This is a genomic window from Rhodosalinus sp. K401 (assembly GCF_041365735.1).
In the GTDB taxonomy this organism is placed as follows: domain Bacteria; phylum Pseudomonadota; class Alphaproteobacteria; order Rhodobacterales; family Rhodobacteraceae; genus Rhodosalinus.
In genome coordinates, this window is the sequence record NZ_JBGFSI010000017.1 from 38704 (window position 1) to 65239 (window position 26536).

Below are 26536 nucleotides of genomic sequence, written 5' to 3' on the forward strand. Positions count from 1 at the left end.
TCGCCGCGCGGAGAGCTGGCGCGGCACTGACGTCTCCCCTGAGTATTTGGGCCAAGAAGAAGGAACTGGGCGAATGAAGGATTTCGTCATTCCCTGGGACGACGCGGACAAGGGCACGCCGGCGAAAACCGGCGCGCCGGTGACGCTCAGCGTGGACGGGATCGCCGTCACGGTGCCCGAGGGCACCTCCGTCATGCGCGCGGCCGCCGAGGCGGGCATCCAGGTGCCGAAGCTCTGCGCGACCGACAGCCTGGAGGCCTTCGGCTCCTGCCGGCTCTGCGTGGTGGAGATCGAGGGGCGGCGCGGCACGCCTGCTTCCTGCACCACGCCGGTGGCCGAGGGGATGGTGGTGCGCACCCAGACGCCCAAGGTGCAGAAGCTCCGCAAGGGGGTGATGGAGCTCTACATCTCCGACCACCCGCTCGACTGCCTGACCTGCGCCGCGAACGGCGACTGCGAATTGCAGGACATGGCCGGCGCGGTGGGCCTGCGCGACGTGCGCTACGGCTACGAGGGCGAGAACCATGCCGTCGCGCGCTCGAACGGCGAGGCGAACCCGCGCTACCTGCCCAAGGACGAGTCGAACCCCTATTTCACCTACGATCCGTCGAAATGCATCGTCTGCTCACGCTGCGTGCGCGCCTGCGAGGAGGTGCAGGGCACCTTCGCGCTGACCATCGAGGGCCGCGGCTTCGACAGCCGCGTGTCGGCGGGCATGGCGGGCGACGATTTCCTGAACTCTGAATGCGTGAGCTGCGGCGCCTGCGTGCAGGCCTGCCCGACGGCGACGCTGCAGGAGAAATCCGTGATCGAGCTCGGCACGCCCGAGCGCAAGGTCGTGACCACCTGCGCCTATTGCGGGGTGGGATGCTCCTTCGAGGCGCAGCTGAACGGCGACCAGCTCGTGCGCATGGTGCCCTGGAAGCAGGGCAAGGCCAACCGGGGACATTCCTGCGTGAAGGGCCGCTTCGCCTACGGCTATGCGAGCCACCCCGACCGCATCCTGAACCCGATGATCCGCGAGACGATCGACGAACCCTGGCGCGAGGTGTCCTGGGACGAGGCGCTGTCCTTCACCGCCGGGCGCCTGCGCGGCATCCAGGAGGCGCACGGGCGCCAGGCCATCGGCGGCATCACGTCGAGCCGCTGCACCAACGAGGAGACCTACCTCGTCCAGAAGATGATCCGCGCCGTCTTCGGCAACAACAACACCGACACCTGCGCGCGGGTCTGCCACTCGCCCACGGGCTACGGGCTCAAGACCACCTTCGGCACCTCCGCGGGCACGCAGGATTTCGACTCGGTGGAGCACACCGACGTCGTGCTGGTGATCGGCGCCAATCCGACCGACGGGCACCCGGTCTTCGCCTCGCGGCTCAAGAAGCGCCTGCGCGCGGGCGCGAAGCTCATCGTGGTCGACCCGCGGCGGATCGACCTCGTGCGCACGCCCCATATCGAGGCCGCGCATCACCTGCCGCTGCGCCCGGGAACCAACGTGGCGGTGCTGACCGCCCTGGCCCATGTCATCGTGACCGAGGGTCTGTTGGACGAGGGCTTCGTGCGCGAGCGCTGCGACTGGGACGAGTTCCAGGACTGGGCGGGCTTCGTCGCCGAGGACCGGCACGCGCCCGAGGCCACCGAGGCGCTCACCGGCGTGCCGGCGGCCGAGCTCCGCGCCGCGGCCCGGCTCTATGCCACGGGCGGCAACGGGGCGATCTACTACGGGCTCGGCGTGACCGAGCACTCCCAGGGCTCCACCACCGTGATGGCGATCGCGAACCTCGCCATGGCGACCGGCAACATCGGCCGGCCGGGCGTGGGCGTGAACCCGCTCCGGGGCCAGAACAACGTGCAGGGCGCCTGCGACATGGGCTCCTTCCCGCATGAGCTGCCGGGCTACCGCCATGTCTCGGACGAGGCGGCGCGGGAGGTGTTCGAGCGGATCTGGGGCGCGACGATCGACCCCGAGCCGGGCCTGCGCATCCCCAACATGCTGGACGCGGCCGTCTCGGGCGAGTTCCGCGGCATCTACATCCAGGGCGAGGACATCCTGCAATCCGATCCCGACACGCACCACGTCGCCGCGGGCCTTGCCGCGATGGAGTGCGTGATCGTCCACGACCTCTTTCTGAACGAGACCGCGAACTACGCGCATGTCTTCCTGCCGGGCTCCACCTTCCTGGAGAAGGACGGCACCTTCACCAACGCCGAGCGCCGGATCAACCGCGTTCGCAAGGTGATGGAGCCGAAGAACGGGTTCGCCGACTGGGAGATCACCCAGATGCTGGCGAACGCCATGGGCGCGGACTGGGATTACACGCATCCCGCCGAGGTCATGGACGAGATCGCCGCCACCACCCCCTCCTTCGCCGGCGTCTCCTACGCGGTGCTCGAGGAAAAGGGGTCCGTCCAGTGGCCCTGCAACGAGGCCAGGCCCGAGGGCTCGCCGGTGATGCACATCGACGGCTTCGTGCGCGGCAAGGGCAAGTTCGTGCTGACCGAATACGTGCCCACCGAAGAGCGGACCGGCCCGCGCTTCCCGCTTCTGCTCACCACTGGGCGGATCCTCAGCCAGTACAACGTGGGCGCCCAGACCCGGCGCACCGCGAACACGGTGTGGCATGAAGAGGACGTGCTGGAAATCCACCCCAACGACGCCGAACTGCGTGGTATCCGCGAGGGCCAGTGGGTGAAGATCGCGTCCCGCAAGGGCGAGACCTCGCTGCGCGCGCACCTGACAGAGCGGATGGCGTCGGGCGTGGTCTACACCACCTTCCACCACCCCGACACGCAGGCCAACGTGGTGACGACCGACTATTCCGACTGGGCGACCAACTGCCCGGAATACAAGGTGACGGCTGTGCAGGTGAGCCCCTCGAACGGGCCGACGGAGTGGCAGGAGGACTACGCGGCGATGGCGGACCGGGCACGCCGCGTGCTGCCGGCGGCGGAGTGACATGACCCGCGATCCGCGCATCGAGATCGGCCCCCGGGCCGCCCTGCCGCTGGCGGACGAGGTGCCCGTGGCGCTCGTCTACAACGGCGAGACGCAGGCGGTGATGATGGCCACGCCGCGCGATCTGGAGGATTTCGCGCGAGGCTTCTCGCTGACCGAGGGGATCGTCACGGCGGCCGACGAGATCGAGGAAATCGAGATCGTCGACCACGGGCGCGGGTTCGAGGCGCGGATGTGGCTGCCCGAGGCGGCGGCGGGGCGGCTCGCCGCGCGCCGGCGCGCGATGACGGGGCCGGTGGGCTGCGGGCTCTGCGGCATCGACTCGATCGAGACGGCGCTTCGCCCCGCCGCGCAGGTCGCCACCGACGCGCTGCGCCTTTCGGCGCCCGACTTGCGCGCCGCGCCCGAGGCGCTGCGCCGGCGCCAGCCGGGCCATGACGCGACCCATGCCATGCACGCCGCCGCGCTCTGGGAACCGGGGCGCGGTCTCCTCTTCCCGCGCGAGGACGTGGGCCGGCACAACGCGCTCGACAAGGTGGCGGGCGCCTGCCTCGCCGCCGGCGAGACGGGGCGCGGCCGCGCCGTGGTGCTGACCTCCCGCGTGTCGGTGGAGATGGTGCAGAAGGCCGCCGCGATGGGCGCCGAGGCGGTTGTCGCCGTCTCCGCGCCCACCGCGCTCGCCGTCGAGATGGCCGAGGCCGCGGGGTTGACGCTCTTGGCCGGGCTCAAGCACACCGCGCGGGTTTACGCCCACCCGCACCGACTGACCGAGGGAGCGATCGAATGACCGAGGAAAAACTCGTCCGCATGGCGAACCAGATCGCCACCTTCTTCCACTCGCAACACGACGCGGACCGCGCGGCACAGGTGGCCCGACACCTTGCCGATTTCTGGGAACCGCGCATGCGCAAGGACCTCTTCGCGCTCATCGAGCGCGGCGGCGCGGGCCTCGACCCGCTGGTGATCGAGGCGGCGGGCCGGCTCCGGGCCGAGGCGTGACGTAAGGACGCGCCGAAAGACGCACGCGAAACTCAGCTTTCTTGATCTGGATCAACGAAGGGTATGCTGTTGTATTCCATAGCCGCGATATGACGCGGAGGATGCACATGACCGATACCCGACTCCCGAAAGCCAGCCGTCGCGGCTTTCTCGGCCTCGCGGCCGGGGCCGGCGCGCTCGCCCTCGCGGGGCCCGGCGCCGAGGCGCAGGCGCGCGTGCCCACGAACGCCCATATCGTCATCCTGGGCGCCGGCGCCGCCGGCACCTCGCTCGCCAACCGCCTTGTGCAGCGCCTCGAGGGCGCGCGCATCACCATCGTGGACGGCCGAGCCGAGCATTGGTACCAGCCCGGCTGGACGCTGATCGCCGCGGGGCTGAAACCGGCGGAATATTCGGTCAGCACGACCACCGAATGGCTGCCCCAGGGCGTGACGCTCAGGCCGGAATACGCCGCCGAGATCGACCCGGAGGCGAAGCGCGTGGGCCTCTCCGGCGGCGAGAGCCTCGACTACGACTACCTGATCGTGGCGTCGGGCATCTCGCTAGACTGGGACGCGGTCGAGGGCTTCTCTCTCGACATGGTGGGCCAGAACGGCATCGGCGCGGTCTACGCGGGCCCCGAACATGCCGCGAAGACATGGCAAGCCATGGACCGCTTCACCGACGAGGGCGGGGAGGCGGTGTTCTTCCGGCCCGCGACCGAGATGAAATGCGCGGGCGCGCCGCTCAAATACACCTTCCTCACCGACGACTACGCGCGCCGCAAGGGCAACCGCGCGAATACGAAGATCACCTACGCCGCGCATTCGGGCAGCTATTTCAGCGTGCCCATCGTGCACGAAAAGGTGCGGATGCTCTTCGACGACAAGGGCATCGAGACGCGCAAGAATCACGTGCTGAAGGCGATCGACCCCGGCCGGAAGCTGCTGACCTTCGCCACGCCCGACGGCGACACGGAGATGCCCTACGATTTCACCAACGTGATCCCGCCCATGCGCGCGCCCGACGTCGTGCGGCAGTCGGGGCTTTCCTGGGCCGACCGGTGGACCGACCAGGGCTGGGTGGAAGTGGACCAGCAGACCCTGCGCCACCGCCGCTACCCCGACGTGTTCGCCGTGGGCGACGTGGCCGGCGTACCCAAGGGCAAGACCGCCGCGAGCGTGAAATGGCAGGTGCCGGTGGTCGAGGCGCATCTGGTCGCCCAGATCGCGGGCGACACGACGGACGCGGCCTATAACGGCTACACCTCCTGCCCGCTCATCACGCGCGTGGGCCGGGCCATGCTGATCGAGTTCGACTACAACAACGACCTCACCCCGAGCTTCCCCGGCGTGATCGCGCCGCTCGAGGAGCTCTGGATCAGCTGGCTCATGAAGGAGGTCGCGCTGAAGGCCACCTACAACGCCATGCTGCGCGGCAAGGCCTGAGGAGGATACCCCATGCAGGAACTCACCTTCGAGACCATGATCGCCGTGTTCGAAGAAATGTTCGGACCGGTGCTGTTCTGGGCCCTCGTGATCGCCGCGGCGGTGGTCACGCTGGGCTACATCTACGTTCTGATCCGCGACCGCGCAGTGAGCTGGCAGAAATTCCTGGCGGCCCAGCTCGCGATGCCCGTGGGCGCCGTCGCCGCCGTGTGGTTCGTGATGGCGATCACGGATTCGGGCATGTCCGATATCGGGGGCCCGATCGACGTGATCGTGATGCTCGGCGTCGCGGCGGCCGGCGCGGTCGGCGCGGCGATTCTCGTCTACACGGTCCAGTCGCTGCTGTTCCCGCCCGAGCGCGACGCCTGAGCCATCCCCCGAGGGCCCGATCTTCACGCGCCCCCTCGTTTTGTGCGCATGATATGCTAGGTCTAGGACAAAGGGGGTCGCGACTCCGGCGGCCGCGCCCACGCGGGAGGGACGCATGGAAACGGGACGGAGGCAGCAGTCGCGATCGATAACTGTCTCGGGCGGGCGCCCGGCCGGGTCCGCGCCGCGAGGTGCGGCATGAATCAGCAACTGCCCCGGTCCCGGACGCTCGCGCTGGAACAGGATGGCCCGTGGCTGACGGTGTGGTTCGATGACCCTACCAACGGCAACGCCCTCGGACGGACCCGGATCGCCGAACTGGCGCGACTGACGCACGGGCTGGCGCTGCGCCCCGACATTCGCGGCGTGCTCTTCCGCGGCCGTGGCGGCGTGTTCTGCGAGGGCGCGCTCGGCGACGTGCTGCGCGCGGGGGCCAACCGCGACATCGACCGCGAGGCGCTCGTGCAGGCCAGCCGCTCGTTCGGCGCGCTCCTCCGGCGTGTCGCCACGCTGCCGCAGCTGACCGTGATGGCCGTCGAAGGGCCCGCGCACGCTGCGGGCTGCGGCTTTGCCGCTGCGGGCGACCTGGTGCTCGCCGCCGAGGGCGCGGAGTTCGCCTTCACCGACACGCGGCGCGGGATGGTGCCCGCGCAGATCGCCCCGATCATGCTGGCGCGGCTGGGGCATCGCGCGGCGCGCCGCCTGCTTCTGCTGGGAGAGCATGTCGACGCGCGCGCGGCGCTCGATATCGGCCTGGCGGATGCCGTCTTTCCCGACAGCGCCGCCCTCGACGCCGAGATCGCGCGGATCCGCGACGGCCTGACGCTCTGCGCGCCGGGCGCCGTCGCGGCCACCAAGCGCCTGCTGCTGGACCTGCCCGGCCTGCTGCCGGACGAGCAGCTCGACATGGCGGCCGACGTCTTCGCCGACCAGATCGAAAGCGCGGAAGGGCGCGAGGGGCTGGAAAGCTTCTTCGGCGCCCGTAGCCCCGGCTGGACCTCCCCCGGCGGGGGCCGCGGAACGCGGCGCGGCTCCTGACGCGTCAGGGGTTGCAGGCCGGGCAATCGCCGGGGTCGCCCGGTTGCGAGTGGCCCGCGGGCGCGGCCTCGTGGCCGCAGGCCACGCATCCCAGCACATCTTCCCCCGGGCGGAGCGTCGGTCCCCCGCACCACGCACAGGGCCGCGCCGGCCCCGCGCGCAGGCGGCCGTATCCCGGCGCGCCGCAGGCGGGGCAGGCCCGCGCCAGGCGCTCCGCGAAACGTTGGGCCAGCCGGGCGATGGTGGACATCCGCGCCGGGTTCATGTGGGCGCGCATGTCCGTCTCGACGCGGGCGAGCCCGTCGGGCGAGGCCGCGGCGCTTTCCTCCACGGCGCGGGCGAGCGCCGCGCGCGCGGCGATCCCTTTGCGCACCGGCCCCGCGCCCGCGTTCGGCCGCACCACCGCCGCCTGGCGGGGAAAGCCGATCCCGGCGAGGAAGCTCTCCAGCGTCTCGACCGACGCGGCCTCCGTCGCGGCATAAACCGGGGCGCTGTCCACGATCTCTTCCCAGAGGACGAGGCCGCGGGCGTCGTCCACGAGCACCAGCACTTCTGCCCCCGCCGGCAGGAAGGGGATGGAGGGGTGCGGCCCGTAGGCCCCTTCGGAGGCGAGCCCCAGGTCCGAGCCCGCCGCCCGCATCCCGAGCCGCGCCTTGGCGAGCGCCGCTTCGCGCAGACCGCCCGCGCGCGGGATCTCGCCCGTGAAGGTGCCGAGCGCGTCGGTGTCGAGCCCCCGCGCCACCTCCAACGCCAGCCCCGCGACGCGCGAAAGAGGCGGCGCGATGGCCGCCTGCTTCCCGTGCATGGTAGCCAGAACCGCCCGCCGGCCGGCCCAGAGCGCCGGGCCCACGGGCCCGGACACCCTCATCCCACCGCCTTCAGCACCGGCCCGGGCCGGGCCACGCCCTCGACGGCCTCCCATTCGAGGTCGCCCGTGTAGCGCCACGCCACCTGCCCCGCCTCGTCGAGGGCGAAGAGGTGAAGCCAGCGGTTGTCGAACAGGGCGCGCACACCGTCGTGGCGCTTCAGGATGTCGCTCATCGCCTCGCGCGGCGCCTCGATGCAGACCGACAGGCGCAGGGGCTCATGCGCGAGGCCCTCGCCGTCATGCACCGCCTGCCAGGGCAGCCCGGCCCGCATCAGCCCGCCGTTGCCCTCCACCACGCCGATCCCGCCGGTGACGTTGTGCAGCAGCTTGTTGCCGCCGCCGAACGCCTGCGGCGCCACGGTCGAGCCGTAGTATTGCAGGCTGATCCAGCTCGCCACCACCACCGGCGCCGTCATGATGAGTTCCAGCACGCCGAAGCCCTCGTCGGCCCGCCAGTCGTAGTTGTGCAGGAAGGCGCGGCCCTCGAGCGACCGGCCCCCGGTGCGCGTGCGCGGCGCCGCGATGAAGGCCCGGCAGCCGGCGAGCGCCCATTCCGGACGCACCTCCGCCCAGTCGCGCGCGCGCGCCGCGACCTCGGCCTCGCCAGCCGCGCGCGGCAGCCGCAGCGCGCGCTCCGCCCGCGCCACGCGCCCCGCCTTGGCAAGCCAGCCCTTCACGTCCCCAAGCAGGGCCTTGTGCTGGCCGGCGTCGATGTCCGCCTCGTAAAGCTTCACCGTGTCGGTGGTGGTATCGTGCAGCGCGGCCACGAAAAGCGTATCGCCCGGGATCTCGATGCCCTTCGCGGCGACGCCCTGGCGCACCTCCGGATCGTTGAGCAGCGCGGCCAGAAGCCGGGCGTTCACCTCGCCGGAATAGCCGCCGCACGCGCCGCAGTGATAGGCCGAGGCGTGCGGGTTGTTGGTCACGTTCGCGCCATGGCCCGCCAGCAGCACGATGCGGCCGAAGCCCTCGGTGAGCGACATGGCGCGCAGCACGGTTTCCGCCGCGCCGACCCGCTCGGACAGCGAAAGCGCCGGGTCGAGCCGGGGCGCGGGCCCGTCGGGCAGCTTGCCCTCCTCGAGGCCGAGCGCGTCCCGCACGAGCCTGCCGGCATAGACCGGCCCCATCGCCTCCACGAAGGCGAAGGAGGAGACGGCGGCGAACTTGAACCGGCCCCAGGCGCGCTTCGCCCGCGCGGTGAAACGCGCCTGGCGGTCGGCCTCCTCGATCTCGGGCCCGCCCGCGACGGAGCACACGCCGGGGTTCAGAAGCACGGGCAGGCGCAGCTCCTCCACGTCGGAGGCGAAGCCGCGGTGCTTCGTGGCGAGCCCGAAGAACCCGGCGAAGCCCAGCGTCTCGATGCCCGGATCGACCGATTCCAGCGCCCGGCGGAACACTTCAGAGCGCACGTCGATGCAGAAGGCGGCCTGAAGCGACGGACGCTCTGTCGCCGGCGCGGGCGGCTGGGTCGCGAGCGTCGCGGCGATCTCGCGCTGCGCGGCGCGTTCGGCCGCCTCCTGCAGGATCTCGTCCACCACGAGATCCTCGCTCGGCGCCAGCGGCGCCGCGTGAGAGGCGCGCACGCGCTCCCAGCGGTGCAGGATCGCCTCCTCATACTGGATAAAGAGCGCCTCTTCCCAGAGGAGCCGGATCGCCAGCATCTCGGTCACCACCGGATCGGTCCCGCCGCCCAGCTCCGCCTGCCAGAGCTGGTAGCGGGCGTATTGCGCCCAGCCGCCCATCGTCATGAGAAGCTGGTGGAAATAGGTGGGCAGCGCCGCGTCGACGAGGCCCAGCCGGGACGCGGCGCGCGCGATCGCGTCCTCGGCGTGTTCGGGCGCCTCGGCCACATGGGCGGCGAAGCCCTCGAGGCCGTGGATCTCCGGCGTCAGGTCATGGGTCGCCACGGCGCGCCACTCGGCATAGGCGCCGCGGCGCTTGGGCGCCTTCCAGAGCGCCTGCCCCGTGTCGAAGAAGCTTGCCGCCCACTGGCTGACCCGGTCCGCCACGAGACCGGGCCAGTCGAGCCCGCAATGGTCCGACGCCATCTCCGCCACCGTCGGCAGGGCGTGCGGCCGCCGCCGTGGCCGCGCCGCCGCCTCCTTCAGATCGCTCACGCTCGCCGGCCGGGCGGCGTGGCACGACGCGGCGAGCGCTGCCTCCAGATCGGCGTCGGTGATCCGCCCTGCCTCCAGCCGGGACAGATACCACTCGCGCGGCATGGTCACCGGCAGCCCCGCGACCCGGGCGAGCCTTGCGCCCGTCTCGGCCAGCGTCTCGCCCGTCTGGCCGAGAAACGGGTTGACGGCCACGGAAGAGGCCAGCGGCCAGACCGGCGGGATCGCGCGCGCCGCCGCGCCGGCCGCCGCCATGACGGTTCCCGCGGGAAGAGACGTGTTTTCGGTGATATGGGTCATGTCGCTCGCTCCGTCCCGAGATCGTCAGTCAATCCGCCGGATGTGCCATCCGCCGAGGATGCGGTCGAAGACCGCGTTCATGTAGAGCCCGTTCGCCAGGTGCACGCGCAGCCCCGCCGCGGCCGGGTGATAGGCCCAGAGCGGGAACATCGCCTGCGCAACCGCCACCGCGCCGAAGCTGATGACGGCCAGTACGATCAGCGCCCATTCGAGCGGACCCGGCACGGGCGTGGCGGGAAGCGTGCCCGCCATCAGCGCCTCGGCCCCGGTCTGCAGCGCGAAGTAGGCCACCGACGCGGCCACCGACATCAGCGCGGTGCGCTGGGTCAGCACCGTGGGCGCGGCGTCGGCGAAACCCTGCGCCAGCAGGTAGGCCACGCCGAAGATCAGGATCGCGCCCAGCGCGATGGCCTGCGGCGACTTGCCGTCGAAGCCGAAACCGAAGCCCACCGCCGCGTAGATCACGAGCGCGGCGACGAAGGCGCGCAGCACCGCGCCGCCGGAGGGCACCGCCACCGGCCCCGGCCGCCGGGTCGCGGCCACACCCTCGACCGCCATGCCCGAGGCCAGGAAGGCATGCGCCTTGTAGAGCGAATGCGCCACGATGTGCAGAAGCGCGAGCGGAAAGAGCGCAAGGCCGCATTGCAGGATCATGAAGCCCATCTGCGCCACCGTGGACCAGGCGAGCGAGGTCTTGACCGCGGGCTGGGTCAGCATGACGAGCCCGCCGAAAAGCGCGGTGAAGCCCCCGATCATCACCAGCACCGCCAGCACCCCGGGCGCGAGCACCATCACGTCGGCGAAGCGGATCAGCAGGAACCCGCCAGCGTTGATGACGCCCGCGTGCAGAAGCGCCGAGACCGGCGTCGGCGTCTCCATCACCTCGGTGAGCCAGCCATGGGTTGGGAACTGCGCGGACTTGAGAAGCGCGGCGAGGGCGAGAAAGCCCGCCGCCCAGAGCGCGGCGTCGGGCGCCACGCCCACACGGGCCGCGGCGAGGATCTCGCCGATGTCACCCGTGCCGTAGCCGGTGTAAAGCAGCACGGCCGCCGCGATCAGCGACGCGTCGCCGAGGCGCGCGGTCACGAATTTCTTGCGCGCGGCCCGCTGCGCCTGCACCCGCTCGGGGTAGAAGAGAAGAAGCCGCGCCAGGAAGACCGAGGTTGCGATGAAGGCGCTTACGAAGACAGCGAGGCTGCCCGCCTGCACGAAGAGCAGCACCGCGGCGAGGGTCAGCGCCATCCAGCCGGTAAAGGCGCCCTGCCGCGCCTCGCCGTCGAGGTAGGTCGCGGTGTAGCGCAGTACCACCCAGCCCACGAAACTCACCAGTAGAAGCATCGTCACGCTGACCGGGTCGAGCCGCGTGGCGACACCGGCGACGACGCCCGTTCCGGCCCCTTGCGTCAGCAGCACCAGAAGCGAGACGACCGCCACCCCGAAGGCGGCGATGGCGGTGCCCTCGGCCAGGCGCGGCACCAGTCCAGGACGGCCGCCGGGGTTCATGAAGGCCGCGATGGCGGCCGCGATCAGCGCCGCCGGCGCCAGTAGAGGTATCGAAAACACGTCCATGCCTGTCTGTCCCTCGCAGATGCAAAATCCCGTGCCGCGATGCAGTATCAGAGGCCGATCCGGATAATAAATTCATTGTATGGTCGAAGTCGTTCTAATAAAAAGAACGATCATGAGCAGCCTGAACTACCACCACCTGCGCTATTTCCACGCGGTCGCCCATGACGGGAACCTCACGCGCACGGCCGAGCGGCTGAACCTGTCGCAATCCGCGCTGTCCACGCAGATCCGCAAGCTCGAGGAGCGCCTGGGCCACCGGCTTTTCGACCGGCGGGGCCGACAGCTCGTGCTGACCGAGGCGGGCCGGATCGCGCTCGATCACGCCGACGAGATCTTCGCGGCGGGCGACGAACTCGTCGATACGCTCAAGGCGGCCGGGCGCGCGCGGCGGGCGCTTCGCGTGGGCGCGATGGCGACGCTCTCGCGCAACTTCACGCTGGGCTTCCTGCGCCCGCTTCTGGGCCGCGCCGATGTCGAGATCGTCCTGCGTTCGGGCAGCCCGGCGGAGCTGATGCAGGGGCTGGCCACGCTCAACCTCGACGTGGCGCTCCTGAACCGCGCGGCGGCGGAGGACGCGGTGACCCCCTTCGTCTCCCACCGGCTGGACGATCAGCCGGTCAGCCTGGTGGGCACGCCCGCGCGGCTTGCGGGCGAGCGCGACCCGGCCGCCCTGCTCGCCCGGGAGCCGGTGATCCTTCCCACCGCCGAGAGCCCCGTGCGCACCGGGTTCGACGCGCTCTGCGACCGGCTGGGCATCCGCCCCCAGATCGCGGCCGAGGTGGACGACATGGCGATGATGCGCCTCATGGCCCGCGCCGATGCTGGCCTCGCCGTGCTGCCGAGCATCGTGGTGACGGACGAGCTTTCGACCGGCGTTCTGAAGGAGGCGCAGACCCTTGCGGGCATCACCGAAGCGTTTCACGCCGTCACGCTGGAAAGGCGCTTTCCGAACCCGCTCCTGCCCGAGCTCATCCGCCTCGCGGCCCGGCCACGCGCGGGATGAGGCCGCGCGGCATCGCCCTCTCGGCGTGAAGGGGCGTGGCGGTCGCGCGCCGTTTCCGCGCGTCCCGCGCCCGTGCCGGTCCGCCGGCGTCCCGTCCCGCGCCGGGGGCGCCTCAGCCGATCCCGGGCCGCCCGGGGTCGAGCGCGCGCGTGTCGAGCCCCGCCTCCGCCGCGTCGGCCGGCGCGGGCTGGCCCTGCACCAGCGCCGCGGCGACCCGCGCGAGCCCCGGCGCGGTGTGGATGCCATAACCGCCCTGTCCCGCCAGCCAGAAGAAGCCCGGCGCGTCCGCGGCATGGCCCGCCACCGGCACGCCATCGGCCACGAAGCTGCGCAACCCCGCCCAGCTTCGCTCGATCCGGCGCACCGGCAGCTCGCAGGCCTGCTGCACCCGGTCCACCGCGATGGCGATGTCGATCTCCTCGGGGCGCGCGTCGCAGGGCGCCGAGGGCGTCGTGTCGGCGGGCGAGACCAGGAGCTTGCCTGCATCGGGCTTCATGTAGAACTGTTCGTCGATATCCATGAGCATGGGCCAGCCCGACGGGTCCGCGTCGCCCGGCGTGGCGACGATTGCGGCGCTGCGCCGCTTGGCAACGAGCCCCACCGGCGCGACCCCGGCAAGGCGCGCCACCTCGTCGGCCCAGGCGCCGGCGGCGTTGACGACCGTCTCCGCCCGGACGGGCCCGGCGGGCGTCTCGACCTCCCATCGCCCGCCCCGGCGCGCGACGCCCTGCACCTCCGCCCGGCACAGAAGCGTGCCGCCCGCCGCCTTGAAGCGGCGCAGGTAAAGCTGGTGAAGCGCGTGCACGTCGATATCGGCGGCGTCCGCTTCGAGAAGCGCGGCGGCGACGTAGCCCGGCTTCAGGATGGGCAGCCGGGCCTGCGCCTCCTCGGTGCCCGCGGGCGCGACCGCGTTCCCCACTTTCGCGGCGAAGGCGTCGAGCGCCGCGCGCTGATCCTCCCGCGCGACGAAAAGCAGCCCGCGCGGTGAAAGCAGCGGATGCCCGTCCGGGCCCGTGGCCGAGCGGAAGACGGGCTCGGAAAGGCACGACAGCGCGCGCACGGCTCCGGGCCCGTAACTCATGGTGAAAAGCGCCGCGGACCGGCCCGTGCTGTGATAGCCCGGCGCCTCCTCGCGCTCCAGAAGGGCCACGCGCGCGCTTGCGGCCAGTTCCGCGGCAAGCGTGCTTCCCGCGATCCCGGCCCCGATCACGGCCACGTCGTAAGCTGCGTCGTCCATTCGAGGCCTCCGTAAGGAACGCTCCGATCAGTGCGGGTATAAGCCGGCGCCCGCGGAAGCCAAGCCCCGGCGCGGGGCGCGTGCCGCGGCGGCCCTTTCGCCCCCTCGCGTGGATCGGCGCCCATGCGCGGGCGCCTGAGCGCGCCGCCCCGCCGTTCACCCCGCGATCTCGCCATAGCGGGCAATGAGCCATCGCGCGGTTTCGGGCGAGACGGGCGCGCTGGCCGCCGACAGCAGGCAATGCGCGTAAAGGCGATACGCTGCCTCGTCGCGCAGAAGCGTGCGGAAGCGGGCCCGGTGCCAGGCGTAGGCCTCCTCCTCCAGCGCGGCGAGGCCGGGGATCGCCAGAAGCGCCGCCCGCTCGCCCGCGCGCAGGGGCGCGCTGCGCCCGATGGTCGCGTTCTCCACCGTGTTGAAGTTCCGCTCCACCCAGTAATGCAGATCGACGCGCTTTGCCGAGCGGTTGGGCAGGCCCCGGTCGCGCTTGACGAGGAAGCTCTCCGCCGAGCGGAGCGAGTAGTGGTTCGTCTCGGCCAGCCCCCGGGCCACCGGCGCGCCCCAGAGCGAGAGCCGCCCGGCCCGCCCCGCGACATGGCCCGCCAGCGGCTGCCCGTCCCCGTCCCGCCACGCCGGGACCGTGTCCCGGCGCTGGCCCGGGCGGTGCACGCCGAACCGGGTGAACGGCCCCGATGGCCTGAAGAGCGTCTTGAAAAGCGTGGCGGCGACGGGGAAATCCTGATCCGGCGCCGCCGAGGCCGTGAAGAGCGCCGGCACCGCCCCCTCCTCGAGCCGGGCGCGGCCGTTCGCGCCGAAAAGCCGCCAGGGCAGCGCCACCGCCTCCACCTCCCCGTCGAGCCGGGCGAAAAGGTCGGCAAGCCGGCCTTCGCCCGCGTGGATGTTGGGATACTCGTCGGCGTCCGCCACCAGCGCCCAGTCCGCCGCCTTGCGCTCGGGCTGGCGCCAGGCATCGCGCAGCGCCAGCCATTGCGGGCTCTCGCCGCGCGGCACCTCCTGGGGCAGGTGCCGCAGCGCCCCCGCGCGGGCCATGAGATCGAGCATCCGGGCCGTGGGGTCGTCGCAGTCATTGGAATAGACGAGCAGCTCGGTCACGCCGATGGCGCGCATGTGCGCCACCCAGTCGACCAGGAAGGGCCCCTCGTTGCGCAACGTGCTCACGCACAGGATGCGGTCCATGGGTCCTCCCGTCCGCGCCGCTTCGTCCGAAGGAACACTGCCGGAGGCCGGGCGGGCGGCGCAAGCCCGGTTGACCACTCGACCGGGGCCGCGCCGCGCCCTAGCTTGCCCGGCAAGGAACACACCCATGCTGATCGTCGCGCCCAACACCGTCCTGAACCCCGCCGCGCTGGAAACCCGGCGCGTGCCGAAGAAGCTTTTTCGCCGCGTGGCGATCCTGCCCCGGCGCGCGGGTCCGGCGGCATGGGCGCGTATCCTCTTCGACGCGCAACTCCTGCGCTATCTCGGCGCGCTCGCGCCCTTCGTCGCCGCCATGCTGATCTGGCCGCGTCTCGCCTTTCCCATCGCCCAGGCCCCGATCCTGATGGTGCTGCTCGTGGGGGTGGTCGAGATGAAGGTGCTGCGCCTCTCCGCGAGCGCCCGCAAGGACGTGATCGACGAGGACGATGCCGCCCGCGCGCTCGACACGCTGCGCTTCCGCGCCACGCGGATACTCTCGCGCATCGCCGCGCGGCGGGGGCTTTCGGAGGGAGAGCTGCATCTCGTGGTGGAGCAGTCCGAACTCGCCCGTGTCGTGCCGCTCACCCTCGTCTCGGTGCAACGCGCGGGCCCGGGCGCCGAGGTGCTGGCCCTCGACACGGCGGAACAGGAGATGCTGCGCGCCGAGCTTTTTGCCGAGGGTCTCGACGAGCGGACGCTGCACCGCGCCAACCTGCGCGAGGACGTGTTCCTGCGCGACGTCGGTTTCGCCGCCGAAGGCGTCTCCGCCCATGCGCGGCTCGCCGCGCTGATGGACGCCGCGCCCGCGCGCGAGGTGCCGGCATGAGCGTGAACGCGCAGACCGTCTCGGCCGGCGAGGCGCTCGAGGTGCTGGAGGCCGGCTGGCGCGCGCAGTCCGCGGGCGGGCTCACCGCCTCCTGGATGCTTCACGGCCGGCCGGGCGTGGGCAAGACGCAGTTGGTGGCAGAGCTGGCGCGGCGGATCGGCGCGGACCTCTACGACCTGCGTCTCACCACCATCGAGCCGCAGGACCTGCGCGGCCTGCCCTATTACGATCACGAGGCACGGCGCACCGTCTGGTACCGCCCCGAAGACCTGCCGGACGACCCGGAGCGGCCTGCCGTCCTCTTCCTCGACGAGCTCACCTCCGCCGCGCCCTGGCTTCAGCCCACGGTCTACGGGCTCCTGCAGGAGCGGCGCGTGGGCCGGCACCGCCTGCCCGCCTCGGTCTTCGTCGTCGCGGCGGGCAACACCGTGGAGGACGGGGCGGTTGCCTACGAGATGGGCACCGCGCTTTCGGACCGGCTGATCCACCTCGCCGTCCGCGCCAGCGCGGAGGACTGGCTGTCGGACTTCGCGGTGGACCGGGGCATTCACCCGGCCGTCACCGCCTTCCTGCGCACGCGCCCCGACCTTCTGGAGACCACCGAGGAGACGCTGAAGCGCGGGCTGACCGTCGCCTGCACGCCCCGCGCCTGGGAGCGGGTGAGCGACATCATGAAGAGCGTCCCCTGGGGCCGCCCCGCGCGGGCGATGATCGCGGGCACCGTGGGCGAGGCCCCGGCCGCGGAATTCGCCGTGGTGGCCGAGGACGTGGCGGCCTCGCTCGAACTCGACGCGCTGCTCGCCGCGCCGCCGAAGGACCGCTGGGCGCTCTACCCCGACACGCTGAACGGGCTCAACGCGCTGGTCTACGCGCTTGCAGGCGCGGCGGACGCGGCACGCATCGCCCCGGCGATCGAGGTGATGGCGGGGCTCCGCGAGCTTCCGAAGCACCGCGAGGAAGAGGTGTTCCGCCGCCTGCCGCTGGGCGAGCTCACCGCCTTCGGCTTCGAGATGCTGATCCGCAAGGCGCTGGAAGCGGGGCTTCAGGACGCCTTCCTGCGGTCGGAGGCCTACGCCGCCTACGCTTCCGAACGCCGCGCCGCGGGGCTCGAATGAGCGGGCATTCCGACCGCGCACGCCGCGCGCTCGCCCATCTCGCAGAGACCGACCCCGCGCTTGCCGCGCTCGCGCTCTGGTGCGCCCACCGCGACGGGACGGGCGAGATGCGCAGCGAGGGCGCGACGATCTACTACGACGCGGGCTTTCCGCTTCGCCCGCTGCCCGAACAGGTGGGACTCGCCGGGCATCACGTGCTCCACGCGGCGCTCGGCCACGGCGCGCGCAAGGCGGCGATGGGCGCGCGCCAGGGCGCTGGGTTCGATCCCGCGCGCTTCGCGCTCGCCGCCGACGCCATCGTGAACGAGGCGCTCCTGCTCGCCGGTCACGCCCTGCCGCGCCCCGCCGTCCGGCTGACCGAACTGCTGGTCGCCGCGGGGCTCGGGACAGCAGCCCCCGAAACCGCGCTCGCCGACTGGGACGTGGAGCGGCTCTACACCCGCTTGCCATCCCGCGAGGGCGCGGGGGGCGAGGAGGTCATGGCCTACGCCGCCGCCAAGGGCTTTTCCGAGGATTTCGAGGCCGAGGCGGCGGGGTCGTCGGGCCGCGAGAGCGCCCCCGAGGACTGGCGCGGCGCACTCGCCCGCGCGATGGAGGCCGGGCGGCGCGCCGGGCGCGGGATCGGGCGGCTCGCGGGCCGCGTGGCCGACATCCCCGACACCCGCACACCCTGGGAGCTGGAGTTGCGCGGGCTGCTCGCCAAGGCCGCGACCGAGATGCCGGAGCCCGCCGCCCTTCGCCCCGCGCGCCGCTGGATCGCGATGGCCGCCGAGGCAGAAGCCCGGGGCGCGGCCCTGCCCGGTTTCCAGCCCGGCACGGCGCGCACGGGGCGGCGGCCGCGAATCGCGGTCGGGCTCGACAGTTCCGGGTCCATCGACGACGCGACGCTGGCGCGCTTCGCCGCCGAACTCGACGGCGTCGCCCGGCGCAGCCGGGCCGAGACGCATCTTCTGGCCTTCGACGAAACCGTCCACACCGCCCGCGAGGTCGGCCCCGGCGGCTGGAACGCGGCGCTGCGCGCGCGCCCGCTGCGGCGCGGGGGCGGCACCGCCTTCGGCGACGTGATCGCCCGGGCGGTGGAGATCGACGCGTCGGCCGCGGTGATCCTCACCGACCTCGACGGCGCCTTTGGTCCCGCGCCGCGGGGCCTTCCGGTGATCTGGGCGGTGCCCGGCGCGCCCCCGGCGCCCCCGCCCTTCGGCCGGGTCCTGCGGCTCGACCGCTGAGGCTGCGGCATCGCGTCCGGATGGCGCGATTTCTTGCGAATGGCTCTCACTTGCATTGACAAATGCGACTAACTCGCAATATTGGAGGCGTGAGGCCGCACGCCTCGATGCAACGAAGGTTCACGTAACGGATGCTGACGAAACGCATGTTCCTGGCCGCGGCGACGGCCTGCGGACTCGCCCTTGGCACCGGCCCGGCGATGGCCTCCGAAAGGCTCGACGTCGTGGCCACCACCGGCATGATCGCCGACGCGGCCCGCGAGGTGGGCGGCGAGCTTCTGGAGGTGCGCGCGCTCATGGGTCCCGGCGTGGACCCGCACTCCTACCGGCAGACCCGCAGCGACATCGTCGCCATGGCCCGCGCCGATCTGGTGTTGTGGCACGGGCTCTACCTGGAGGCGCAGCTCGAGGAGTTCCTGCTGGACCTCGCAGCGGATCGCCCCGTGGTCGCGGTTGCCGAAAACCTGCCGCGCGATGTACTGATCTCGCACGAGGATTACGCCGACAAGCACGACCCGCATGTGTGGATGGACCCCGAACTCTGGGGGCTCGTGGTGCTCAACGTCCGCGACGCGCTGATCGCGGCGCGCCCGGGGGACGAAGCGGCGTTCCGCGCCAACGCAGAGGCGTATCTGGCGCAACTGGCGGAGCTCGCCCGGTATACCGACGCGGTGCTCGCCTCGGTTCCCGAGGAAAGCCGGGTGCTCGTCACCGCCCATGACGCCTTCAACTATTTCGGCGCCGCCCACGACTTCGAGGTCGTCGGCATCCAGGGCATCTCGACCGAGAGCGAGGCGGGACTGCGGCGGATCGGCGAACTCGTGGACATGCTGGTGGCGCGCGACATCGGAGCGGTCTTCGTGGAAAGCTCCGTCTCGGACAGGAACGTGCGCGCGCTCGTCGAGGGCGCGGCGGCACGCGGGCACGAGGTCGTCATCGGCGGCGAGCTCTACTCGGATGCCATGGGCGCGCCCGGCAGCTACGAGGGCACCTATCTCGGCATGATCGACCACAACGCCACCGTGATCGCCTCGGCGCTCGGCGGCACGGCCCCCGAACGCGGCATGCAGGGGCTGCTCAACTGATGGAGCGCGACAGGATGCAGACCCCGGGGCTCAGCCTTGCGGCGCGGAACGGCCGGGCCACGGACACCTTCGCGATACCGCCCGGCACGGCGCTCGCCATCCGCGGGCTCACCGTCTCCTACGGAGAGTCGCCGGCGGTCTTCTCGGTGGACGCTACCTTCCCCGCAGGGACCATGTCGGCGATCGTGGGGCCGAACGGCGCGGGCAAGTCGACGATGTTGAAGGCCGCGCTCGGCATCGTTCCGCGCCTCTCGGGAGACGTGCGCATCTTCGGGCAGCCGCTCGAGCGCGCGCGCGACCGCATCGCCTATGTGCCCCAGCGCGCTAGCGTGGACTGGGATTTCCCGACCACCGTCATGGAGGTGGTGCTGATGGGACTCTACCGCCGGGTGGGTCTGCTCGGCCGCGTCACCGGGCGGCATCGCGCGACCGCGCGGGAATGCCTCGACCGCGTCGGCATGGCGGATTTCGCCCAGCGGCAGATCGGCCAGCTTTCCGGCGGGCAGCAGCAGCGCGTGTTCCTCGCCCGCGCTCTCGCCCAGGAGGCCGACCTCTACCTGCTCGACGAGCCCTTCGCCGGCGTGGACGCCGCGACCGAGCGTGCCATCATCGAGGTGCTGACCTCGCTCAGGGCCGAGGGCAAGGCGGTCATCGCCGTGCACCATGACCTCTCGACGGTGCGCGCCTACTTCGACCACGTCTTCCTGATCAACGTACGCGGCATCGCCGAGGGTCCGGTGGAGACGGCCTTCACCGCCGAGACGCTCAACGCCGCCTATGGCGGACGCCTCGCGGCCACCCATCTCGACGCGCTCGAGCTCGCCGCCTCGTGAGCGCGCTTCTCGACGCGCTCACCCTCGGTGCGGGCTACAACGCCGCGCTCGTGGCGGTGGGCGCGGGGCTTCTTGGCTTCTCCGCCGGGTCGGCGGGCAGCTTCCTCTTCCTGCGCAAGCGCGCGCTCGTCTCCGACGCGGTGGCCCATGCGACGCTGCCGGGCGTTGGGATCGCCTTCATGGCGATGGTGGCGCTCGGCGGCGACGGGCGGAACCTCGCGGGGCTCCTCGCGGGCTCGGCGCTCAGCGCCTGGGCGGGGCTGCTGGCGCTCGAGTGGATGGCGCGCCGCACGCGGCTCTCCGAGGACGCGGCGATCGGCGCCGTGCTCTCGGTCTTCTTCGGGATCGGCATCGTGCTGCTCACCGTGATCCAGACCATGGGCGCGGGGCGGCAGGCCGGGCTCGAGGACTTCCTGCTCGGCGCCACGGCGGGGATGCTTCTCTCCGACGCGATGCTCATCGCGGGCGGCGGGGCCCTCGTGCTCGCCCTGCTCTGGCTGCTCCGGCGCCCGCTCACCCTCGTGGCCTTCGATCCCGACTATGCCGCGGCGGCGGGCTACGACGTGCGCCGCATCGACCTCGCGGCGATGGGGCTCGGCATGGCCGTCACCGTGATCGGGCTGAAGCTTGTCGGGCTCGTGCTGATCGTCGCGCTGCTCATCATCCCGCCCGTGACGGCGCGGTTCTGGACCGAGCGCACGAACCGCATGGTCTGGACCGCCGGCGCGCTCGGCGCGGTCTCGGGCTATGTCGGAGCGGCGATCTCGGCTACCGCGCCTGGCCTGCCCACGGGGCCGCTCATCGTGCTGACCGCCGCGGCGCTCTTCGCCCTTTCGCTGCTCTTCGCGCCGGCGCGGGGCCTGGCCTCCGCCCTGTGGCGGCACCGGCGCTTCCAGCACCGGGTGCACCGGCGGCAGGGTATGCTCTCGCTCGCCCGCGGCGAGGTGATCCACGACGCCTTCACCCTGCGCGTGCTGCGCGCCGAGGGGCTGATCCGTCCCGACGGGGTGGCAACCGAGGCCGGGCGCGCGGCGGCCGCCAAGGAGGCGCGGGACGAACGCCGCTGGGACGTGGCGCGCGCCGTCCACCAGGACACCGCGCTCGCCGGGCGCTATGACGGGCTGACCCCGATCGAGGACGTCTTCACCGCCGACGAGATCGCGGAGTTCGACCGCCGGATCGGCCCGCCCCACGCAGCCGGAGGACACGCCTGATGGGAGCGGAGTTCGTGCAGTTCTCGCTGACGCCGATCCTGATCGGGGTGCTCGCCTCGGTGGCCTGCGCGCTGCCGGGCAACTTCCTTCTGCTGCGGCGGCAGGCGCTTCTGGGCGACGCCATCAGCCATGTCGTGCTGCCGGGCATCGTCGTGGCGTTCCTGCTCACCGGGGTGGTCGCGGCCGGGCCGATGCTGCTGGGCGCGGGGGGCGCGGCGCTGGTGGCGGTGGTGCTGATCGAGGCGGTGCGCCGCCTCGGCCGGATCGAGCCCGGCGCGGCCATGGGCGTGGTCTTCACCACCCTCTTCGCGGCCGGCGTTCTGCTGCTGGAGCGCAGCGACACCTCGAGCGTGCACCTCGACGTGGAGCACGCGCTCATGGGCAATCTCGAATCGCTGGTTTGGCTTCGCGCCGAGGGCTGGGGCTCGCTCCTCGACCCCGCCGCGCTGGCCTCGCTGCCGCCGGAGCTTTTCCGCATGGCGCTGGCCTGTGCGCTCGTGGCGCTGCTGACGGCCGTGTTCTGGCGCTGGCTCAAGATCTCGACCTTCGACGAGGGCTTCGCCACCGGGCTCGGCCTGCCCGTGCGCTGGATCGGCCTTGGCCTCGTGACCGCCGCGGCGGTGGCGGCGGTCGCCGCCTTCGACGCGGTGGGCTCGATCATCGTGATCGCGATGTTCATCTGCCCGCCCGCCGCCGCGCGGCTGATGACCGACCGGCTGGCGCGTCAGGTGGCGTGGTCGGTGGGTTTCGCCACGCTGTCGGCCGTGCTGGGCTACGTGCTCGCGGGCTACGGGCCGCTCTGGCTCGGCGGGCGGGACGCGGTCAGCGCCGCGGGCATGATCGCGACCGTCTCCGGCGCGATCCTCGCGCTTGCCTGCCTCTTCGGGCCGCGTCGGTCCCGTGCGGGTATCGGGCGCGAAGAGGCGGCCTGACGCCCGAACGCAGCGAAATGGCGAAGGCGCTCCGCGCTTTGCCCACTCGGTGTTTCGCGTTAGCCTAGCCGCCAAGGCAGAGGCGAGAGACTGTGATGCGGCTATCCCGGCGGACGATGGCACTGGGCCTGGGCGCGACGGCGCTCGCGGCCTGCTCGGGCGGCCCGGGGTCGCGCACGCTCGCACCTGCGGGCGCCGACCCGGCCATGCGCCCCGCGCGCAATCCCGCCTTCGACGCGTGGCTCGACGGCTTCCGGCCCCGCGCCCGTGCCGCGGGCATCTCCGAGGCCACGCTGGAGCGCGCCCTGCCCCGCGCGGGCTTCCTGCCCGGCGTGGTGGAGCGCGACAGGAACCAGGCGGAGTTCACCCGCTCGCTCGAGGACTATCTCGCCATCGCGGCCTCGGACGAGCGCGTGGCCATGGGCCGCGCCATGCGCCGGCGCCACGTGGCCACGCTCGCCGCGATCGACGCGCGCTACGGCGTCGAGCCCGAGATCGTCACCGCGATCTGGGGCCTCGAAAGCCGCTACGGCGAACGGCGGGGCGACATCCCCGTGATCTCGGCGCTCGCCACGCTGGCCTTCGACGGGCGGCGCGGCCCCTTCTTCGAGCGTCAGCTCGTGGCCGCGCTGCGCATCCTCGAGCGCGGCGACATCACGCCCGACCGGATGACCGGAAGCTGGGCCGGCGCCATGGGGCACACGCAGTTCATCCCGACCTCCTTCGAGGCCTATGCCGTGGATTTCACCGGCGACGGGCGGCGCGACATCTGGTCGGACGACCCCACCGACGCACTCGCCTCCGCGGCGGCCTATCTCGACCGCTTCGGCTGGCGGCGCGGCCAGCCCTGGGGCGTGGAGGTGCGCCTGCCCGCGGGCTTCTCCGGCCCCTTGGGGCGCGGCACCACGCGCAGCCCAGCGGCCTGGGCCGCGGCGGGCGTGCGCGACATGGACGGCCACCGCGTGCCCGACCACGGCCCGGCCTCGATCCTGCGCCCGGCGGGCGCCGCCGGCCCCGCCTTCATGGTGTTCCCGAATTTCGGTGTGATCGCGCGCTACAACAACGCCGAGTCCTACGTGATCGGGGTGGGCCACCTTGCCGACCGGATCGCCGGCGGCCCGCCCATCCGGGCAAGCTTTCCGCCCGATGCAGAGGGGCTCACCCTCTCCGACCGCAAGGAGATCCAGGAGCGCCTCACACGCGCGGGCTTCGACACGAACGGCGTGGACGGGGTGATCGGTAGCAGCACCGAGGCGGCGATCCGCGCCTATGAGCGCGCCCGCCGCCTGCCCGAAACCGGCCGGGCCACGCGCGCGCTCCTCGACCGGCTCCGGCGCAGCGCCTGACGCGTCAGGGCGCGATCCAGGCGCCCGCGAATCCGTCCGCCCGAGAGAAATCCGCGCGGCGGTGCCAGTCCCCGAGATGGAGCGCCTCGATCCGCTCCACCCGGCCGTCCAGCACCGCGAAGCGCGCGCGCTCCCGCGTCTCCTCGTAATCGGCCACGGGATCGCCGATGGGCCGGCCCGGTTCCGGCCGGCCGCCATAGGCCCGGCGCGCCTCGGGCGACAGGCGCTCCCAAAGCGCGTCGAGCGAAGCGCCGGTGCGCAGTTCGACCGTCAGCGCGAGGCGGATCTGCAGCCGGTCCTTCGGCTCCCAGACATGCAGCGCGGCACGGGGCTCGCGCGCGAGTTCGGCCACCTTGGCCGAGGCCGCATCGGTGTAGATCGTGACGCTGCCCGCAGCCTCCGAGGCGCCGCGCAGCACCACGGTGCGCGCCTCGGGCGCGCAGTCCGTGCCCAGGGTGGCCAGCGTCGGGTGACGCGCGGGCGCACGCCGGTCCGCCACGCCGCGCCCAAGGCGCTGCCAGACGCGGGCGCGCAGGCCCTCCAGCGTCTCGAACCACTCATTCATAGCCCGTCATCTCCAGGTAGCCGTGGCCGTCATGGCTGCCGGAGACGGAGACCGGCCCCTCCCAGTAGGGAAAGCTCGTGGCCATCCATGACTGCGGGTTGAGCGGCTCGGTCGTGACGTCGAGCCCTTTGGCGGGCAGCTCCACCCGCCAGCGCACGGGCACCTCGCGGCCCGCCACCTCGGCCGTCCCCAGCGGCGTGAGGCGCAGGGCCCCGTCGCCGTAAGGCGTCTCGGTCCCGTCAGGCGCGATCCAGGTGGCGAAGGTGAAGACGCCGCCCCCCGTCTCGCGGACCTGCGCCGCCATGACCCGCGCGCCGCCATCGAGGCTGATCGAAAACCAGTCCCAGCCCTCCTGGCTTTCGGAGAGCGGCTGGCTGGACCATTCCCGGTCGAGCCAGGCGGTCCCGGTGACCGCCACCTCGCGCCCCTCGAGGGACAGCGTGCCCCGCGCCCTGTAGAAGGGTTGCGAGTAGTAGTGGCTCGCCTGCCCCTCGGCGGACTTGACCGAGAAGCCGTTCTCGCCGTGGAAGACGAAAGGCCCCTCCGCGTCGAGGTCGAGGGCATAGCCGAAACCGCGGCCGGAGGCGGTGACGGTGACCTCCGACAGGCTGGGCCCCGCCGCGCGCCAGTCGTCGATCCAGGCCGCGAAGGGCTCGGCCGTGACGCCCGCCTGCCCCACGCCCCCGCGCGCCAGGCGCTCGGCGTGGTGGTGCCGCGAAGCGGTGGTGAGCGCCGCGTGCCCCATCCAGAGCTGCGGGCTCTGCCACCCGTCCGCCTCGCGCGGGGCGAGCGCGGTGCGGAAAAGCGTCCATTGCACGCCGTAGCGTGCCCCGTCCGCCGCCTGAAGGTTGGCCGTCAGGTACCACCATTCGATGCGGAATTCGGGATGGGCGCCGTGATCCTCGGGAAAGGTGATCGGGGCCCCGCGCTCGGGCAGCGCGAAACCCTCCGCCTCGGTGCCGAGGCCGGCGAAGCCCTGCGCCCGGGCCGTGCCGGCCGCCGCCACGAGAAGGATGGCAAGACATCTAGCGATCATGGGTGAACACCGCGACAAGCTGGCGGGGCGGCATCCGGGCGAGCCGCCGCGCGGGGATGAGCGCGGCCAGCACCGCCGCCAGAACCGCGAGCGCGGCCAGCGGCGCCCACTGGCCGGGAAAGAGGTGCATGGGAAGCCGCCAGCCGAACGCCTCCACGTTCACCACGGCCAGCAGCAGCCAGGCCAGCGCCAGCCCGACCGGCAGCGCCAGCACGAAGGTCAGAAGCGCCAGCATGCCCGCGCGCGCGAGTTCGAGCGTGGCAAGCCGCCGTCGGGCCACCCCCGCCGCCCAGACCGGCGCGAGCTGCGGCAGCCGCATGGCCGAAAGCGTGAGCAGGCTGGTCAGCATCGCCACCCCCGCCACGGCCAGCGTCAGCACGTTGAGCGCGGCCGTCACCGCGAAGGTCCGCTCGAAGACGCCGAGCGAGAACGCCTTGATCGATGCCTGGTCCACGACCGCCTCCGCCGGCAGGCCGAACTCCTCCACCAGCGCGGCGCGCAACCCCTCGGCCTCTTCCGGTGGCAGGCGGAGGCCGAAGCGCAGCGGCGCCACGTTGGGAAAACGCGCGGCGAAAGGCCCTGCCCCCACGATCGCCTGCCCCGCCGGGTTGCCGTAGTCGGAGTAGACGCCCGCCACCGGCAGCTCCCACCCCGGCGCCAGCTCCACCCGCGTGCCCGGCCAGAGCCCCGCGCGGCGCGCGAGCTGCTCGTTCACCAGCGCCGCCTCCCCCGCCGCGACCCGGTCCCACGGGCGCGCGCCCGCGTCGAGAAGCGGCCAGGCCTCGCGGTAGGTGTCGTGATCGACGACGCCGTAGACCTCCGCGGGCTGCCCCGCGATGCGCGTGTCGGCCCACTGGATCGGCAGCACCGCGTCCACGCGTGGCGCCACCCAGTCGCGCAGCGCCGCCGCCTCGGTCCGGTCGCGGGCGCCGATGTAGAGTTCGGCCGCGAGGCGCTGATCCAGCCAGCCCGTGAACCCCAGCCGGAAGGAGGACACCATCGTACCCACGCCAACATTCGCCGAGAGCGCGAGCAGAAGCGCCATCAGCGCGAGCGACAGGCCCGGAAGCTGGTGGCGCGTGTCGGCCCACACCCACTCGGAAAGCGGGCCGCGCGCCAGGGCCGCCGCCCGGCCCAGCACCGCGTGAAGGAACACCGGCAGCGCGAGCGCCGCGCCCAGAAGCAGCCCGCCGAGCGCGGCGAAGCCCGCCAGCAACCCGTCGAAGAGCACCGGGGCAAGCGCGCCGGCCGCGAAGAGCGCCGCCGCGCCCGCGCCCTGCC

The 26536-nt window shown here is 72.5% G+C and carries 23 protein-coding genes; 15 read left to right on the plus strand and 8 right to left on the minus strand.

The window, feature by feature from the left end:
- Positions 1–73 precede the first annotated feature (73 nt).
- The 6 genes from fdhF (at position 74) to AB6A66_RS15285 (ending at position 6789) form a co-directional block, all read left to right on the plus strand.
- Positions 74–2956 (plus strand): formate dehydrogenase subunit alpha, encoded by a 2883-nt coding sequence (gene fdhF, locus AB6A66_RS15260; RefSeq protein WP_371056562.1) that lies wholly within the window; start codon positions 74–76, stop codon positions 2954–2956.
- 1 nt (position 2957) lies between these two features.
- Positions 2958–3743: a formate dehydrogenase accessory sulfurtransferase FdhD gene (fdhD, locus tag AB6A66_RS15265; RefSeq protein ID WP_371056563.1), complete on the plus strand. Its 786-nt coding sequence runs from the start codon at positions 2958–2960 to the stop codon at positions 3741–3743.
- On the plus strand, positions 3740–3955 hold the full coding sequence (locus AB6A66_RS15270; RefSeq protein WP_371056564.1) for a formate dehydrogenase subunit delta: 216 nt from the start codon (positions 3740–3742) through the stop codon (positions 3953–3955). The genes fdhD and AB6A66_RS15270 overlap by 4 nt, the downstream gene beginning before the upstream one ends.
- Before the next feature lie 107 nt (positions 3956–4062).
- Positions 4063–5382: an NAD(P)/FAD-dependent oxidoreductase gene (locus tag AB6A66_RS15275; RefSeq protein WP_371056565.1), complete on the plus strand. Its 1320-nt coding sequence runs from the start codon at positions 4063–4065 to the stop codon at positions 5380–5382.
- Between the two features lie 12 nt (positions 5383–5394).
- Positions 5395–5751, plus strand: a complete 357-nt coding sequence (locus AB6A66_RS15280; RefSeq protein ID WP_371036336.1) for a DUF5368 domain-containing protein — start codon at positions 5395–5397, stop codon at positions 5749–5751.
- 198 nt (positions 5752–5949) lie between these two features.
- A complete protein-coding gene (locus tag AB6A66_RS15285; RefSeq protein WP_371056566.1) occupies positions 5950–6789 on the plus strand; it encodes an enoyl-CoA hydratase-related protein in 840 nt (279 codons plus the stop codon).
- Between the two features lie 4 nt (positions 6790–6793).
- Here AB6A66_RS15285 and AB6A66_RS15290 read toward each other — a convergent pair whose 3' ends face one another.
- Genes AB6A66_RS15290 through AB6A66_RS15300 form a run of 3 tightly spaced genes read right to left on the minus strand, consistent with a single transcriptional unit; the run spans position 6794 to position 11643 of the window.
- The gene (locus AB6A66_RS15290; protein WP_371056568.1) at positions 6794–7657 is read right to left on the minus strand and encodes a DUF6671 family protein; all 864 of its coding nucleotides are present in this window, start codon (positions 7655–7657) and stop codon (positions 6794–6796) included.
- Positions 7654–10065 carry a YbcC family protein gene (locus tag AB6A66_RS15295; RefSeq protein ID WP_371056581.1) on the minus strand — a complete coding sequence of 804 codons (2412 nt, stop codon included), beginning with the start codon at positions 10063–10065 and terminating at the stop codon, positions 7654–7656. The genes AB6A66_RS15290 and AB6A66_RS15295 overlap by 4 nt, the downstream gene beginning before the upstream one ends.
- Positions 10066–10098: 33 nt before the next feature.
- The gene (locus tag AB6A66_RS15300) at positions 10099–11643 is read right to left on the minus strand and encodes a proton-conducting transporter membrane subunit (protein WP_371036339.1); all 1545 of its coding nucleotides are present in this window, start codon (positions 11641–11643) and stop codon (positions 10099–10101) included.
- 112 nt (positions 11644–11755) lie between these two features.
- On the opposite strand from AB6A66_RS15300, the gene AB6A66_RS15305 reads away from it, so the two are divergent.
- Positions 11756–12646, plus strand: a complete 891-nt coding sequence (locus tag AB6A66_RS15305) for a LysR family transcriptional regulator (RefSeq protein WP_371036340.1) — start codon at positions 11756–11758, stop codon at positions 12644–12646.
- A gap of 112 nt (positions 12647–12758) precedes the next feature.
- Here AB6A66_RS15305 and AB6A66_RS15310 read toward each other — a convergent pair whose 3' ends face one another.
- Together AB6A66_RS15310 and AB6A66_RS15315 are read right to left on the minus strand one after the other, a co-directional pair.
- Entirely contained in the window at positions 12759–13883 is a 1125-nt protein-coding gene (locus tag AB6A66_RS15310) for an NAD(P)/FAD-dependent oxidoreductase (protein ID WP_371056569.1), read from the minus strand.
- A 156-nt stretch (positions 13884–14039) separates the two neighbouring features.
- Positions 14040–15077: a glycosyltransferase family 2 protein gene (locus AB6A66_RS15315; RefSeq protein ID WP_371056570.1), complete on the minus strand. Its 1038-nt coding sequence runs from the start codon at positions 15075–15077 to the stop codon at positions 14040–14042.
- Between the two features lie 127 nt (positions 15078–15204).
- On the opposite strand from AB6A66_RS15315, the gene AB6A66_RS15320 reads away from it, so the two are divergent.
- From AB6A66_RS15320 to AB6A66_RS15355, 8 genes are all read left to right on the plus strand, one after another.
- A complete protein-coding gene (locus AB6A66_RS15320) occupies positions 15205–15903 on the plus strand; it encodes a hypothetical protein (protein WP_371056571.1) in 699 nt (232 codons plus the stop codon).
- Entirely contained in the window at positions 15900–17018 is a 1119-nt protein-coding gene (locus AB6A66_RS15325) for an AAA family ATPase (RefSeq protein ID WP_371056572.1), read from the plus strand. The genes AB6A66_RS15320 and AB6A66_RS15325 overlap by 4 nt, the downstream gene beginning before the upstream one ends.
- Entirely contained in the window at positions 17015–18244 is a 1230-nt protein-coding gene (locus AB6A66_RS15330) for a VWA-like domain-containing protein (RefSeq protein WP_371056573.1), read from the plus strand. Before AB6A66_RS15325 ends, AB6A66_RS15330 begins: the two co-directional genes overlap by 4 nt.
- A gap of 131 nt (positions 18245–18375) precedes the next feature.
- On the plus strand, positions 18376–19329 hold the full coding sequence (locus AB6A66_RS15335; protein ID WP_371056574.1) for a metal ABC transporter solute-binding protein, Zn/Mn family: 954 nt from the start codon (positions 18376–18378) through the stop codon (positions 19327–19329).
- Positions 19330–19343: 14 nt separating this feature from the next.
- Positions 19344–20162, plus strand: a complete 819-nt coding sequence (locus tag AB6A66_RS15340; protein ID WP_371036346.1) for a metal ABC transporter ATP-binding protein — start codon at positions 19344–19346, stop codon at positions 20160–20162.
- On the plus strand, positions 20159–21376 hold the full coding sequence (locus AB6A66_RS15345) for a metal ABC transporter permease (protein WP_371056575.1): 1218 nt from the start codon (positions 20159–20161) through the stop codon (positions 21374–21376). Before AB6A66_RS15340 ends, AB6A66_RS15345 begins: the two co-directional genes overlap by 4 nt.
- Entirely contained in the window at positions 21376–22308 is a 933-nt protein-coding gene (locus AB6A66_RS15350; protein WP_371056576.1) for a metal ABC transporter permease, read from the plus strand. Before AB6A66_RS15345 ends, AB6A66_RS15350 begins: the two co-directional genes overlap by 1 nt.
- Before the next feature lie 95 nt (positions 22309–22403).
- Entirely contained in the window at positions 22404–23654 is a 1251-nt protein-coding gene (locus AB6A66_RS15355; RefSeq protein WP_371056577.1) for a lytic murein transglycosylase, read from the plus strand.
- A 4-nt stretch (positions 23655–23658) separates the two neighbouring features.
- Here AB6A66_RS15355 and AB6A66_RS15360 read toward each other — a convergent pair whose 3' ends face one another.
- From AB6A66_RS15360 to AB6A66_RS15370, 3 genes are all read right to left on the minus strand, one after another.
- A complete protein-coding gene (locus AB6A66_RS15360; RefSeq protein WP_371056578.1) occupies positions 23659–24219 on the minus strand; it encodes a pyridoxamine 5'-phosphate oxidase family protein in 561 nt (186 codons plus the stop codon).
- Positions 24212–25255, minus strand: a complete 1044-nt coding sequence (locus AB6A66_RS15365) for a lipocalin-like domain-containing protein (RefSeq protein ID WP_371056579.1) — start codon at positions 25253–25255, stop codon at positions 24212–24214. The genes AB6A66_RS15360 and AB6A66_RS15365 overlap by 8 nt, the downstream gene beginning before the upstream one ends.
- Positions 25245–26536 (minus strand): FtsX-like permease family protein (locus AB6A66_RS15370; protein WP_371056580.1); only part of this gene is annotated, 1292 nt, incomplete at its 5' end. The genes AB6A66_RS15365 and AB6A66_RS15370, both read right to left, overlap by 11 nt.

Excerpts from the sequence above, each read along its gene's own strand:
- AB6A66_RS15325 (WP_371056572.1), top strand. The coding sequence starts at position 15,900 with ATGAGCGTGAACGCGCAGACCGTCTCGGCCGGCGAGGCGCTCGAGGTG.
- AB6A66_RS15360 (WP_371056578.1), bottom strand. The coding sequence starts at position 24,219 with ATGAATGAGTGGTTCGAGACGCTGGAGGGCCTGCGCGCCCGCGTCTGG.
- AB6A66_RS15350 (WP_371056576.1), top strand. The coding sequence starts at position 21,376 with ATGGGAGCGGAGTTCGTGCAGTTCTCGCTGACGCCGATCCTGATCGGG.
- AB6A66_RS15320 (WP_371056571.1), top strand. The coding sequence starts at position 15,205 with ATGCTGATCGTCGCGCCCAACACCGTCCTGAACCCCGCCGCGCTGGAA.
- AB6A66_RS15290 (WP_371056568.1), bottom strand. The coding sequence starts at position 7,657 with ATGAGGGTGTCCGGGCCCGTGGGCCCGGCGCTCTGGGCCGGCCGGCGG.
- AB6A66_RS15330 (WP_371056573.1), top strand. The coding sequence starts at position 17,015 with ATGAGCGGGCATTCCGACCGCGCACGCCGCGCGCTCGCCCATCTCGCA.
- AB6A66_RS15285 (WP_371056566.1), top strand. The coding sequence starts at position 5,950 with ATGAATCAGCAACTGCCCCGGTCCCGGACGCTCGCGCTGGAACAGGAT.
- AB6A66_RS15315 (WP_371056570.1), bottom strand. The coding sequence starts at position 15,077 with ATGGACCGCATCCTGTGCGTGAGCACGTTGCGCAACGAGGGGCCCTTC.
- AB6A66_RS15275 (WP_371056565.1), top strand. The coding sequence starts at position 4,063 with ATGACCGATACCCGACTCCCGAAAGCCAGCCGTCGCGGCTTTCTCGGC.
- fdhF (WP_371056562.1), top strand. The coding sequence starts at position 74 with ATGAAGGATTTCGTCATTCCCTGGGACGACGCGGACAAGGGCACGCCG.
- AB6A66_RS15300 (WP_371036339.1), bottom strand. The coding sequence starts at position 11,643 with ATGGACGTGTTTTCGATACCTCTACTGGCGCCGGCGGCGCTGATCGCG.
- AB6A66_RS15365 (WP_371056579.1), bottom strand. The coding sequence starts at position 25,255 with ATGATCGCTAGATGTCTTGCCATCCTTCTCGTGGCGGCGGCCGGCACG.
- AB6A66_RS15280 (WP_371036336.1), top strand. The coding sequence starts at position 5,395 with ATGCAGGAACTCACCTTCGAGACCATGATCGCCGTGTTCGAAGAAATG.
- AB6A66_RS15270 (WP_371056564.1), top strand. The coding sequence starts at position 3,740 with ATGACCGAGGAAAAACTCGTCCGCATGGCGAACCAGATCGCCACCTTC.
- AB6A66_RS15340 (WP_371036346.1), top strand. The coding sequence starts at position 19,344 with ATGCAGACCCCGGGGCTCAGCCTTGCGGCGCGGAACGGCCGGGCCACG.
- AB6A66_RS15310 (WP_371056569.1), bottom strand. The coding sequence starts at position 13,883 with ATGGACGACGCAGCTTACGACGTGGCCGTGATCGGGGCCGGGATCGCG.
- AB6A66_RS15305 (WP_371036340.1), top strand. The coding sequence starts at position 11,756 with ATGAGCAGCCTGAACTACCACCACCTGCGCTATTTCCACGCGGTCGCC.
- fdhD (WP_371056563.1), top strand. The coding sequence starts at position 2,958 with ATGACCCGCGATCCGCGCATCGAGATCGGCCCCCGGGCCGCCCTGCCG.
- AB6A66_RS15335 (WP_371056574.1), top strand. The coding sequence starts at position 18,376 with ATGCTGACGAAACGCATGTTCCTGGCCGCGGCGACGGCCTGCGGACTC.
- AB6A66_RS15355 (WP_371056577.1), top strand. The coding sequence starts at position 22,404 with ATGCGGCTATCCCGGCGGACGATGGCACTGGGCCTGGGCGCGACGGCG.